We start from the raw sequence: 12,228 nt of genomic DNA on the forward strand, positions 1-12,228 counted from the left end.
GCCTGCCCTCCCCCAGGGTGCCGTTTCCTCACGCGGAAACGGCGCGGCGATCCGCTCCGCACTTTACCCGAGCGACGGGGTGTTCCGCGTCGCCGGCGTCCTGCGCGCGCGTGTCAGGGGACGAACTGCTTGTTGCCGTACTCCCATGTCCACGGCACGCCGGTCTCGCCCAGCACGAAGGCGACCAGCCGCGGGAACGCGCGTTCGGCGCGCACGTCGTTGCCCAGGATCACCACGCAGCGCTGGCGCTGGCGCACGCACACGAAGGTGTTTCCGGTGGAGTCGTTGTGGCCGCCCTTGTAGAAGCCGGCGCCCTGAGGGCCGTCGAACACCACCACGCCCAAGCCTGCGGCCAGATCCCTGCGGCGCTTTGCCGCCGGCAGTTCGTCCTGCAGCGTGGGGAATTGCGAGGCCGTGGTGATCGGCAGCTGCGCGGTCGCCATCGCCGCGGCGCTGGCCGGCGACAGGCCTTCGCCCCGGCTGAGCGCGGCGGCGAAGTTCGCCAGGTCGGCGATGGTGGTGTCCATCGAACCGGCGGCGCGCACGCGGCTGCGTTCGTCGTGCGGCTCGACGGCACCGTCTTCCATCCAGCCATCGGCGAGGTTGGTCGCGAAGTCGGGGCGCCAGATCATGCTGGTGTTCGGCATGCCGAAACGGTCGAACACGCGCTGCTGCATTTCCTGCCCCAGATCCAGCCCGAGGCCGCGCTCGATCACGTACTGCAGCAGGATCAGCCCTTCGCCCGAATAGGCGTAGCGGCTGCCCGGCGCGAAGTGGATGCGCAGTTTCTCGTCGGGTTCCAGATAGGCGAAATTGGCGAAGCCGCTGCTGTGGGTCAGCAGGTGGCGCGCGGTGATGGCCTTCCAGCGCTCGTCGCCGGCCAGGTCGGGCCACGGCCCGTAGGCGTCCTCGGCGGGATAGTCGGTCAGCGGCGTGTCGAAGTACGTCGCGATGGGACGGTCGAGGTCCAACCGGCCTTCGTCCACCAACTGGAGCACCGTGTAGGCGAACACCGCCTTGGTCAGCGAGGCGCCGTACATGACGGTCGCCGTCTGCAGCGGATCGCCCTTCGCATTGCGCTGGCCATAAGCGGCCACGTGGACCACCTTGCCCGCATCGATCACGGCGATGGCCAGTCCGTTCGCCTGCGCGGCCTTCATCGCCGCCGCGGCTTCGGCATCCAGTGCGGTGCGGGTGGGGATGGAATGCCCCGTCTCCGCCGCAACGGCGGCGAACGGCAGCATGGCGAGCAGGCAGATTCCGATCAGTGGACGCATGACCCCTCCTATGTGACTCGCATGATACGGACCGGGCATGACGGCTTAAGCGCCAGAGGTCATGGGGCCCGCCGGCCTGCGCGACGCGTCTGGCGGTCTACGGCACCACGATGGCGGTGCCGGTCTTCACCCGGTCCAGCGCCATCAGCGTGCGGAAGTCGACGACGAGGTCGTTCTCGGCGAACAGCCGCCGGGTGAGCGCTTCGTAGGTCGGCATGTTCGGCGCCACGATGATCAGCACGAAGCTGATGCCGCCGGTGACGTAGAAGCATTGCTGCACTTCCGGCGTGCCGCGGAACAGCGCCTTGGCGCGATCGGAGGTGACCGCGCGTTCGTCGCGCAGCTTCACTTCGACGATCGCGGTGATGGTGGCGGCGACGGCATCGGGATCGACCACGGCGACGTTGGCGGCGATCACGCCGGACGTTTCCATCGCGGCGATCCGACGCTGCACGGCGGCGGTGGACAGGTTCACCGCTTCGGCGATGGCCCGCTGCGGCGTCTTGTTGTCGCGCTGGACGATGTCGAGGATGGCCCGGTCGTAGCGATCCAGGCCGGAGGCGGGAATGGCGGGTTTTCGCGGCATGATCGAGTAAATGTTGCGTTCGAGGGCCCGATATCGAGCCGGATCATCGCAGGTCCGCGAGTAGATTGCTCGCATGGCCACCGTCTCTTCCACCCACGCCCCTTCCACGCCCGCGCGCGGCACGCTAACCGGCATCGCCTGCGGCATGGGGGCCGGCGCACTCTGGGGGCTGGTCTTCCTGGCACCGGCACTGGTGCGCGACTTCACCCCGCTGCAGCTGACGCTCGGCCGCTACCTGGCCTACGGGCTGATCGCGCTGGCGCTGGTGCTGCCGCGCTGGCAACGGTTGGCCATGGCGCTGCCGCGCCCGACCTGGTGGACGTTGGGCTGGCTGGCGCTGGCCGGCAACACGGTCTACTACCTGCTGCTCGCCAGCGCGGTGCAATCCGGCGGCATCGCGATGACTTCGCTGGTGATCGGCTTCCTGCCGGTCGCGGTGACGGTGATCGGCAGCCGCGACGCGGGCGCGGTGCCGCTGCGGAAGCTGCTGCCCTCGCTGCTACTGTGCGTGGCCGGCGTGGCCTGCATAGGGGGACAGGCGCTGGTGGCGCCCGCCAACGGCGCCGCGGGGAAGCCCATGGTCGGCCTGCTGTGCGCGATCGGTGCGCTGGTCTCGTGGACGGCCTATGCCGTGGGCAATGCGCGTGCGCTGGCGCGGCTGCCGCAGGTGTCGTCGCACGACTGGAACCTGCTGACCGGCCTGATGACCGGCGCGCAGAGTCTCCTGCTGGTACCGGTCGCGCTGGCGATGGGCGCGGCGGCGCACGGCATGGAGGCCTGGGCGCGCTTCGGCGCGGTGTCGGTCGGCGTGGCGGTGCTCGCTTCGATCGCCGGCAACGCATTGTGGAACCGGATGAGCCGCCTGCTGCCCCTGACCCTGGTGGGCCAGATGATCCTGTTCGAAACGCTGTTCGCCCTGCTCTACGGCTGGCTGTGGGAACGGCGCTGGCCCGCTCCGCTGGAGGTCGCGGCACTGGTCTGCGTGACACTGGGCGTACTCAGCTGCATGGCCGTACATCGCAAACCCGCGCATCCGGGTGCCGTGATCGCCTCTACTCACACATAGCCTGGCGCGAGAGGCAAAAAGCCTCGTTCTTCTCTCACTAAGCCTGGCGCGAGAGGCAAAAAGCCTGGCTCTTCTCTCATTAAGCCTGGTGCGAGAGGCAAGAAGCCTCGTTCTTCTCTCACTAAGCCTGGCGCGAGAGGCAAAAAGCCTGGCTCTTCTCTCATTAAGCCTGGTGCGAGAGGCAAAAAGCCTCGTTCTTCTCTCACTAAGCCTGGCGCGAGAGGCAAAAAGCCTCGCTCTTCTCTCACTAAGCCTGGCGCGAGAGGCAAAAAGCCTCGATGGGCCCGTATGGGGGCCCAGCAGGCGCGGTTAAAGCGACAGGATCCGCATCAGCGCCACGGCGGCCACGGCCGACGCCAGCCACACCGCCACGCGCCTGATCAGTGCGCGGTTCAATCCCCCCTGCCCCGCCTCGCGCGGCGGGTTGAAGCCGACCACCAGCACATGCATCGGCAACGCGATGACAAGCAGGAACGCGAACACCCAGTTCAAGGTCTCGTCCCCCAACCGCGGCCAGACCCACGGCATCACGATGCCGGCGAAGAGACCGGCGATGGCGGCGGTGACGGGCGTGGGGGCGAACTTCATGCGCGGCGGCATCCGGTGAGGGGATACCGCAGTCTAGCGGGCTTGGGGCGATGCGACGGGTTAGCGGATGGTCGTAGGCGTGAGCGTAGGATGGGTTGAGCGAAGCGATACCCATCAACCGGACACCGAGGTCATGGATGACCCATTACCGCCGCGCCTTCGTTCCCGGCGCCACCTATTTCTTCACCGTCAACCTCGCCGACCGACAGGCCACCTTGCTGGTCGACCACATCGATCTGCTGCGCGACGCTGTCCGATACACCCGCAAACGGCATCCATTCGACATCGATGCGATGGTCGTCCTACCCGATCACCTGCATGCTGTCTGGACGCTGCCACCGGGCGACGCCGACTTTCCGCTTCGCTGGCGCCTTATCAAGACCTGGTTCTCTCGCCACTTGCCGCATGGCGAGCATCGACGCGCCAGCCACGTCGACAAGAGCGAGCGCGGCATCTGGCAACGAAGGTACTGGGAGCATGTGATACGCGATGAAACCGATCTTGCGCGCCACGTGGATTACATCCACGGAAATCCGGTCAAGCACGGGCATGTAGTGCGGGTGCGGGATTGGCCCTACTCGACATTTCATCGCTTTGCGCGCAATGGGATCTTGTCGGAGGATTGGGGTTCTGCAGGAGAAAACGCGAGCTTTGGAGAGCGTCGGTGATGGGTATCGCTACGCTCAACCCATCCTACGGACTCAGGAGGACGGCAGGAACTGAGCCGCCTCGACCAGTTCGACACCCGGTGCCGATCGCAAACAGGCCGCCAACGCGGGCACGTGTCCCTGCCCGTAGAACACGACCGCACGATCACCGGGCTTCAACGCCTGCAGCAGGCGCGCGCAGATCCCGAAATTGCGTTTCGCCCACGCGGTATTGAGCTCGACACCGGGCTGCTCGTCGCCGCTGCCGTAGCGCAGGAATTCCGCGTAGAAGCTTGCGGCTTCATCCAGTGACTTCGATGCATTCATCTCGCGCAGCACGCCGCCGATGCTATGGGTGCCCTGCAGCGCGGTGATGCGCGCGGTGATGCCCTGCGCCTGCGCCATCAGCGCCTCGAGATCGGCCGCCTTCCCGTTGGCCTGCGCCCACGCGCTCAACGGTTCGAAGGGGAAGTCGCCGGCGACATCCAACCCGTGGACATGCGCGAGCCCCCTCTGCTTCGCCAGCCGGAATCCCAGCTGCACGACTTCGTTGCGGGAGGGCGGCAGCGTGCCGCCGAGATACTGCGCGTACTGTTCGCGTGCGGCATCGGCAGGCCACTCGAGGCCGACGAACGTCGGCTGAAATTTCGCGAGGGCATCGGTCACCGCCTGCAGCTCGGCCTGGCGCTGCGGCACGGTGACGTCCACCGAGTCCACGTTGGCCTGGTCCTGCCCCGGATTGCTGAAGTGGTAGGTGCCGATGAGCACCACACGCGCGGATGGTTCCACCGCCCATGCCGCGCCGTGTATCAGCAGTAGTGCGAGAACGAAGAGACGCCGCATGATCTTTCTCCCACCGACAGGTACTGCACGAGGGAAAACGTGGCGGAGAGAGTGGGATTCGAACCCACGGTAGGCTTGCACCTACGGCAGTTTTCAAGACTGCTGCCTTAAACCGCTCGGCCATCTCTCCGTTTTTACTACGCTACCGCGGCGCTGCGCGCCGTACGGCAGTTTTACCATCGACCTGCGGTCGATGTTCGCTCCGGCCTTCGGCCTACGCAGTCAAGACTGCTGCCTTGAACCGCTCGGCCATCTCTCCGTTTTTACTACGCTACCGCGGCGCTGCGCGCCGTACGGCAGTTTTACCATCGACCTGCGGTCGATGTTCGCTCCGGCCTTCGGCCTACGCAGTCAAGACTGCTGCCTTGAACCGCTCGGCCATCTCTCCGGTATTGCATCTCGGGACTCGCTGACCGGATCGCAGGTTCAAATCCTGCCCCCGCTACCATGTTCCCTACCGCCTGTTGCAGGCCGGCATTTATTTTCGCACGAACCCCGCGACCGTGGCCTACGAGGCTTTCTTCACCTTGGCGGCCTTGGCGTTGTCGATGGCCACCGCGATGGCCTTGTCCTTCTCTTCCGAACACTTGCCGCCGCAATCCAGGCGCGAGGACTCGATCTGCTGCGGCAGATGCTCGGCCAGGAAATCGATGAACACCCGCACCGCCGGCAACATGCCCCGGCGCGACGCGAACACTGCGTGGCAGATGCCCTGCGGCAGGCTCCATTCCGGCAGCACCACTTCCAGCTCGCCCTTGCGCACGGCTTCGGCGCAGACCGTTTCCGGCAGCAGCGTGATGCCGTAACCGTCCTTCGCCATCGACTGCAGCAACGGGAAGTCGAAGCCGGCCAGGCGCGGATTGAGTTCGATCCGGCGCACCTCTCCGTCGGGGCCGTGCAGCTCCCAGCGCTGGCGTGCCTCGTCCTCGCTGATGCTCAGGGTGACGTGCTCGGCCAGGTCTTCCGGCACCTTCGGGCGGCCGGCGCGGTTGAGGTACTTCGGGCTGGCGACCAGCAATTCCTGGATCTGGCCGAAGCTGCGCATCACCAGGCTGCCGTCGTCGTCGAGCTTGGCGCGCACGCGCAGGGCGACGTCGTAGCCCTCGTTGATGATGTCCACGCGGCGGTTGTTGACGTGCAGTTGCAGGCGCACCTTCGGGTACTTGTCGAGGAAGGCCGGCAGGATCTTCGGCAACTGCATCTGCGCCACCGCGACCGGCACGCTGACCCGGACCACGCCGCGCGGCTCGGCGCTGAGGCGGTCCACCACTTCGCGCGCGGCCTGCGCTTCGGCCAGCATCGTCTGCGCATGGCGGTGCACGCTCATGCCGACGTCCGTCACCGCGAAGCGGCGCGTGGAGCGCTGCAGCAGGCGCACGCCCAGGTCGGTCTCGAGCTGGCTGATGCGCCGGCTGAGGCGGGACTTGGGGATGCCCAGGGCGCGCTCGGCGGCAGCGAAGCCCCCGTGGTCCACCACCATGGCGAAGTAATAGAGGTCGTTGAGGTCGTGCTGCATTTATAGTTCCGCCTGTAGAACAATCAGTGATGATAGACCACGTTTATCCCATCAATGCAACGACCTAGAGTGCGCTCCAACGCGGCCGAGGCCGCATCCGCCCCGGAGACACCCCATGAAACTATTGCATATCGACAGCAGCGCCCTGGCCGCCAACTCGGTCAGCCGCCAGCTCACCGCCGCCATCGTAGCCCGTTGGCAGGACAGCGTGCCCGGCCTGGAGGTCACCTACCGCGATCTCGACACGACCCCGCTGGCCCACCTGACCAATGCCGTACTGGGTGGGGGCGATACCGCCGCCGCACAAGCCGGTGAAGCGGCCATGCAGGAATTCCTGGCCGCCGACGTCATCGTCCTGGGCGCCCCGCGCTACAACTTCGGCGTGCCGTCCACCCTGAAGGCCTGGATCGACCGCGTGGCCGTGGCCGGCCGCACCTTCAAGTACACCGAGAACGGCCCGGTCGGCCTGGCCGGCGGCAAGAAGGTCATCGTGGCCGAGGCCAGCGGTGGCGAGTACGCCGGTACCGCGATCGACTTCGTGGCCCCGTACCTGAAGCAGGTGTTCGGCTTCCTCGGCATCACCGACGTGGAGTTCATCCGCGCCGAGCGCGTGGCCTACTCGCCCGAGCACAAGGCCGAGGCCATCGAAGCCGCGCTGGCCAGCATCCCGGCGCCGATGCGCCAAGCCGCCTGAGTTACCGCTAGACCGCACTCCTCTCCGTTCGGCCCGCGCAAGCGGGCCGTTTTCTTGGGGGCGAGGAAAAGGCGGACTCACCCCCTCTCCCTGCGAAGCGGGGAGAGGGTGCCGAAGGCGGGTGAGGGGCGAGCGGAAGTGCGATGCCGGACGCTTTCACCCGCTTCCAGCGATCGACAAACAGCAGACAGCCGGACGGGAAGTCCTACGCAAACAGCTGCCCCTCATCCGCCCTCCGGGCACCTTCTCCCCGCTTGCGGGGAGAAGGAATATTTTGCCGCCTTCCCCGCTTGCGGGGAGAAGGAATATTTGCCGCCTTCCCCGCCTGCGGGGAGAAGGATCAACCAATCAGGCGATCTGTTCGGCGCCGCCCATGTACGGACGCAACGCGTCGGGTACGGTGATCGAGCCGTCGGCGTTCTGGTAGTTCTCCATCACCGCGATCAGCGCACGGCCGACGGCCGTGCCGGAGCCGTTGAGGGTGTGCACCGGTTCGGGCTTGCCGGTGGCCGGGTTGCGCCAGCGCGCCTGCATGCGGCGGGCCTGGAAGTCTTCACAGTTCGAGCACGAGGAAATCTCGCGGTACATGTCCTGCGACGGCAACCAGACTTCCAGGTCGAAGGTCTTGGTGGCGCCGAAGCCCATGTCGCCGGTGCACAGGAGCATGCGGCGGTACGGCAGGCCCAGCTTCTCCAGCACGGTTTCCGCGGCGCGGGTCATGCGTTCCTGCTCGTCGTAGCTTTCCGACGGACGCGTGATCGACACCAGTTCCACCTTCTCGAACTGGTGCTGGCGGATCATGCCGCGCACGTCGCGGCCGCCGCTGCCGGCTTCGGAGCGGAAGCACATCGAGTGCGCCGTCATGCGCAGCGGCAGGCGGGCGTCGTCGAGGATCTCGTCGCGCACGATGTTCGTCAGCGGCACTTCCGAGGTCGGGATCAGGTAGCGCGTGTGCTCGCCCAGCTGGGTGGCGAACAGGTCTTCCTCGAACTTCGGCAGCTGGCCGGTGCCGCGCATCGAATCGGCATTGACGATCACCGGCACGCTGGTCTCTTCGTAACCGTGTTCGTTCGTATGCAGATCGAGCATGAACTGCGCGAGTGCGCGGTGCAGGCGGGCCAGCTGGCCGCGCAGCACGGTGAAGCGCGCGCCGGACAGCTTGGCGGCGGTGTCGGCGTCGAGCCAGCCGTGGCGGGCGCCGAGTTCGACGTGGTCCTTCACCGGGAAATCGAACGTGCGCGGCGTACCCCAGCGATGCTGTTCGACGTTGCCGGCCTCGTCGCTCCCGACCGGCACGCTGGCGTGCGGCAGATTCGGGATACCGAGGGCAATGCCTTCGATCTCGGCCCGGATCTCGTCGAGCTTCACTTCCGAGGCCGTCAGCTCGTCGCCGAAGCCGGCCACTTCCGCCATCAGCGCGGACACGTCCTCGCCCTTGGCCTTGGCCTGGCCGATGGCCTTGGAACGGGTGTTGCGCAGGTTCTGCAGTTCCTCGGTGCGCTTCTGGATCTGCTTGCGCGCGGCTTCCAGGTCGGCGATGCGGGATACGTCCAGGTCGAAGCCGCGGCTCTCCTTGAGGCGCTGGGCGAGTTCGGCGGGCTGGGTGCGGAGCAGGACGGGATCGAGCATGGAAACAGCGGTCTGGCGAGGGAAGCGGGCATTATCGCCCAATCGCGACCGGTTGCCCGCGCGTTTAACGCCGGCTGTGCAAGAATCGCCGCGATCCCACCGGTGATTCCCATGTCGGCCCCGCAACCGAACGACCCGCACTTCACCTTCCGCCTGCCCCGCACCGCCCTGCGCAACGCCGCCATCGCCTTCGGCATCGGCCTGCTGCTGTTCCTGATCGTCTGGTGGGCTGGACGCGAGGACGGGTTCTACACCGCCGAATCCACCCTGCCCGGCAAGGCCGCGCCCGTCGAGGCGTTACCCGAGCCGCTGTCCACCGGCGATGGCGCCAGCGGCATGGAAGAACCGGCCGCACGCCCGGCCAGCGAGGAGCGCCCGCAGCTGGTCGAAGCGGCGCCGATGCCGACCCCGGTCGAAGAAGCGACCGCCCCCGCGCCGCCCAGCGACGCCGCCCCGGCCGTCCCGGGCGTCGCCCTGGCGCCCGGTGAGGTGCCGGTGCCGATCCCGGGCCAGACCCCCGCACCCGACTACCCGTCGGCCGCGATGCGCAACGGCGACCAGGGCACGGTGATGGTGCGCGTGGAAGTGGGCACCGACGGCGTACCGCTCGCGGTCGACGTAGCCCAGCGCAGCGGCTCGCGCGAGCTCGATCGCGCCGCCGTGGAGGCCGTGCGCCAGTGGCGCTTCCAGCCCGCCCAGCGCGACGGTCAGCCCGTGATCGGCGCGGTGACGGTGCCGATCGATTTCAAGATGCGGTGACGCTTTCAGCGACCACCAGGGTGCCCTGACAGAAATCGCCGCCGAACTCAGGCGATTGAAGTCCATCAACCCCTCCGACGATGCCGGCCTACGGTCGTGGCACAGGACTGTCGTGCCTGGGTTCACCACGTGGATGCATGAGAACCACCCCACCGTGCATCTGCCGAGGATCGTGATGTTCTATCTGCACGATGCGGATATCCGCTTGCGTGAGCCGGAGTATCGGATCACGCAGGATGAGCAGCTCGATCTACTGATCATGCAGCTCGAGCAGGGACAGATGCCCACGGAAACCTCGGCCGGATGTGCGATAGCACTGGGATGGCTGGGTGCCGGTGCGTTGCTCGCGCTCATGGTGACGCTGGCATTCTTCAACACATGACCTCACGCCATATGCACGCGCATGAATGACGGTTTTGCTAGCTGAACTTCACCCTGCTCGTTTCACCGCTCACTCACGTATCGCATACATCGCTGCGCAAAGACTCGGCCCCGTTCCAACGCGGAACCCACAACGCGAAACGGAGGTTCATATGTCGATGCCCACGAACAACGATTACCGCACGCCGGACACCGTCGAAGACACCACGGTCGAGCCGCGCCGCACCACGTCGCCCGTGCTGCTGATGCTGCTGGCCTTCGCGGTCACGGCCGCGGCGCTGGTCTGGTGGAGCCAGTCCCGCCAGGCGAACGAAACGCCGGTCGCCGCACTGCCCGCCCCTGTCGCGGACGACGCCGTCACGACGCCCGCCGGCGAACGCGCGGCGGCCGCGGCGGAGCGCACGCGCACCGAGCGCGCTGCCGCCACCCGTCCGGCGGCCGTCAGCCGCGATGCACGCCCGCTGGCCGGCAATGCCGAGCCGAAGTATCCGGCCTCGATGCTGCGCGCCGGTGTCGGCGGCACCGTCGTGGTGCTGGCCGAGGTCGATGCGCAGGGCAATCCGATCGACGTGCGCGTCGTCGAGCGTAGCGGTGAGCGCGATCTCGACCGTGCTGCCGTGAGTGCCGTGCGCCAGTGGCGTTTCGAGCCGGCCATGCGCAATGGCAAGGCGATCGCCACCAGCGTGAAGGTGCCGGTGGACTTCAAGCCCATCTAAGCACCGTATCGCTCCGAACACGGAGCTGACGAGGAAAGGAAAGGGGGACGCGGGCAGGCGTCCCCCTTTTCTATTTTTCGCTGGAAATGCGGCTGCTGTGGGAGCGACGTAAGTCGCGAAGGACTATCGGGAAGGCTCCATCGCGACTTACGTCGCTCCCACACCAATCCTCATCATGCCTCAAGCCTTGCGCAACGCGAATCCCGCGCCGGTCGCCAGGCCGTCGTAGTTCGGGAACGAGGTCGCCACGTTGGCGACATCGCCGATGCGCACGTCGCCGGTCGCGACTTGGCCGGCGATGGAGAACGCCATCGCGATGCGGTGGTCGCCGTGGGAGTCCACCGTGCCGCCCTGCAGCGGGCCCGGGAAGATCGTCGCGCCATCGGGCGTCTCGTCTACGCGCAGGCCGAGCGCGCGCAGACCGTTGGCCATGCTCGCGAGGCGGTCGGATTCCTTGACCCGCAGTTCCGCCGCGCCGCGCACGACCGTCGGACCCTGGGCGCAGGCCGCGGCGATGAACAGCGCCGGGAATTCGTCGATCATGTCCGGCACCAGCGCTTCCGGCACCTCGATGCCGTGCAGCGGTGCATGGCGGACGACGAGGTCCGCGACCGGCTCGCCGCCGTGCTCGCTGGCGTTCTCCTCGGTGATGTCGGCGCCCATCAGGCGCAGCGCCTGCAACAGGCCAGTGCGGCGCGGATTCAGGCCGACCGCGCGCAGGCGCAGTTCGGACCCGGGAACGATGCTCGCAGCCACGAGGAAGAACGCCGCCGACGAGAAGTCCGCCGGCACGGCGATGTCGGTGGCCTTCAGCCGCTGCCCGCCGCGCAGGCGCGCGAAGCCGGGCGAGAATTCGATGTCCACGCCGAACGCCTTCAACATCCGCTCGGTGTAGTCGCGGGTGGGATGCGGCTCGCGCACCACGGTCTCGCCGTCGGCATAGAGGCCGGCCAGCAGGACCGCCGACTTCACCTGCGCACTGGCGACTTCCAGCGTGTAGTCGATGCCGGCGAGCGCCTGGGCGCCGTGAATGCGCAACGGCGGCAGGCCGCCTTCTTCGGTGTCGATGCGCGCGCCCATCGTGGACAGTGGCCCGGTCACCCGGCGCATGGGCCGTTTCGACAGGGATTCGTCGCCGACCAGCACGCTGTCGAACGGCTGCGCCGCCAGCAGGCCGGCCAGCAGGCGCATGCCGGTGCCGGCATTGCCGCAGTCCAGCGCGCCGTCCGCGGCCTTCAGTCCGTCGACGCCCACGCCATGCACGATGCGGCGCGACAGCGACGGCGTTTCCATGCGCACGCCCAGTCGCGAAAAGATCGCGGCGGTGGCGCGGGTGTCCTCGCCTTCCAGGAAGCCATCGATCGTCGACGTGCCATCGGCGAGCGCGGCGAACATCACCGCGCGGTGCGATACCGACTTGTCGCCGGGGATGTCCAGGGTGCCGCCCAGCGCGCGGCCGGCGGAGGCGATCCAGTCTTGCTTGCTGCTCATCAGGTCTCTCGGGTTCATCGGCCCATGGGTGGGCC

General features: G+C 67.4%; 13 protein-coding genes and 1 tRNA gene. 6 read left to right on the forward strand and 8 right to left on the reverse strand.

Features of this window, described 5'->3' with window-relative positions; genetic code table 11:
- Window positions 1-113: 113 nt before the first annotated feature.
- Window positions 114-1,277 carry a serine hydrolase domain-containing protein gene (locus tag BLT45_RS15905; protein ID WP_093302641.1) on the reverse strand — a complete coding sequence of 388 codons (1,164 nt, stop codon included), beginning with the start codon at window positions 1,275-1,277 and terminating at the stop codon, window positions 114-116.
- 97 nt (window positions 1,278-1,374) lie between these two features.
- A complete protein-coding gene (locus BLT45_RS15910) occupies window positions 1,375-1,863 on the reverse strand; it encodes an Lrp/AsnC family transcriptional regulator (RefSeq protein ID WP_093302646.1) in 489 nt (162 codons plus the stop codon).
- Between the two features lie 73 nt (window positions 1,864-1,936).
- Between BLT45_RS15910 and BLT45_RS15915 the strand changes: the two genes are divergently transcribed.
- Entirely contained in the window at window positions 1,937-2,929 is a 993-nt protein-coding gene (locus tag BLT45_RS15915; protein WP_093302652.1) for a DMT family transporter, read from the forward strand.
- A gap of 309 nt (window positions 2,930-3,238) precedes the next feature.
- Here BLT45_RS15915 and BLT45_RS15920 read toward each other — a convergent pair whose 3' ends face one another.
- Window positions 3,239-3,517: a hypothetical protein gene (locus BLT45_RS15920; RefSeq protein WP_093303473.1), complete on the reverse strand. Its 279-nt coding sequence runs from the start codon at window positions 3,515-3,517 to the stop codon at window positions 3,239-3,241.
- 137 nt (window positions 3,518-3,654) lie between these two features.
- Here BLT45_RS15920 and BLT45_RS15925 point away from each other — a divergent pair, with 137 nt between their 5' ends.
- Window positions 3,655-4,185, forward strand: coding sequence for an REP-associated tyrosine transposase (locus BLT45_RS15925; protein WP_093302657.1), 531 nt, complete (start codon window positions 3,655-3,657; stop codon window positions 4,183-4,185).
- A 33-nt stretch (window positions 4,186-4,218) separates the two neighbouring features.
- On the opposite strand, the gene BLT45_RS15930 is transcribed toward BLT45_RS15925, so the two are convergent.
- The 3 genes from BLT45_RS15930 to BLT45_RS15940 form a co-directional block, all read right to left on the reverse strand.
- Window positions 4,219-5,007, reverse strand: coding sequence for a DUF5694 domain-containing protein (locus BLT45_RS15930; protein WP_139188038.1), 789 nt, complete (start codon window positions 5,005-5,007; stop codon window positions 4,219-4,221).
- A gap of 40 nt (window positions 5,008-5,047) precedes the next feature.
- A tRNA-Ser gene (locus BLT45_RS15935) sits at window positions 5,048-5,137 on the reverse strand.
- A 378-nt stretch (window positions 5,138-5,515) separates the two neighbouring features.
- Window positions 5,516-6,523, reverse strand: a complete 1,008-nt coding sequence (locus BLT45_RS15940) for a LysR family transcriptional regulator (protein WP_093302666.1) — start codon at window positions 6,521-6,523, stop codon at window positions 5,516-5,518.
- 115 nt (window positions 6,524-6,638) lie between these two features.
- On the opposite strand from BLT45_RS15940, the gene BLT45_RS15945 reads away from it, so the two are divergent.
- Entirely contained in the window at window positions 6,639-7,217 is a 579-nt protein-coding gene (locus BLT45_RS15945) for an FMN-dependent NADH-azoreductase (RefSeq protein ID WP_093302671.1), read from the forward strand.
- A 348-nt stretch (window positions 7,218-7,565) separates the two neighbouring features.
- Here BLT45_RS15945 and serS read toward each other — a convergent pair whose 3' ends face one another.
- Window positions 7,566-8,846 (reverse strand): serine--tRNA ligase, encoded by a 1,281-nt coding sequence (gene serS / locus BLT45_RS15950; protein ID WP_093302675.1) that lies wholly within the window; start codon window positions 8,844-8,846, stop codon window positions 7,566-7,568.
- A gap of 111 nt (window positions 8,847-8,957) precedes the next feature.
- On the opposite strand from serS, the gene BLT45_RS15955 reads away from it, so the two are divergent.
- The 3 genes from BLT45_RS15955 to BLT45_RS15965 all read left to right on the forward strand — a co-directional run bounded on the left by BLT45_RS15955 (window position 8,958) and on the right by BLT45_RS15965 (window position 10,702).
- Window positions 8,958-9,605, forward strand: coding sequence for an energy transducer TonB (locus tag BLT45_RS15955; protein WP_093302680.1), 648 nt, complete (start codon window positions 8,958-8,960; stop codon window positions 9,603-9,605).
- 175 nt (window positions 9,606-9,780) lie between these two features.
- Window positions 9,781-9,987 (forward strand): hypothetical protein, encoded by a 207-nt coding sequence (locus BLT45_RS18200; protein ID WP_139188039.1) that lies wholly within the window; start codon window positions 9,781-9,783, stop codon window positions 9,985-9,987.
- A gap of 151 nt (window positions 9,988-10,138) precedes the next feature.
- Window positions 10,139-10,702 (forward strand): energy transducer TonB, encoded by a 564-nt coding sequence (locus BLT45_RS15965; protein WP_093302689.1) that lies wholly within the window; start codon window positions 10,139-10,141, stop codon window positions 10,700-10,702.
- A gap of 180 nt (window positions 10,703-10,882) precedes the next feature.
- Here the strand turns inward: BLT45_RS15965 and aroA are convergent, their stop codons facing one another.
- Window positions 10,883-12,193, reverse strand: a complete 1,311-nt coding sequence (aroA, locus tag BLT45_RS15970) for a 3-phosphoshikimate 1-carboxyvinyltransferase (RefSeq protein WP_093302694.1) — start codon at window positions 12,191-12,193, stop codon at window positions 10,883-10,885.
- Between the last annotated feature and the right edge of the window lie 35 nt (window positions 12,194-12,228).

The organism is Pseudoxanthomonas sp. CF385 (assembly GCF_900104255.1).
In the GTDB taxonomy this organism is placed as follows: domain Bacteria; phylum Pseudomonadota; class Gammaproteobacteria; order Xanthomonadales; family Xanthomonadaceae; genus Pseudoxanthomonas_A.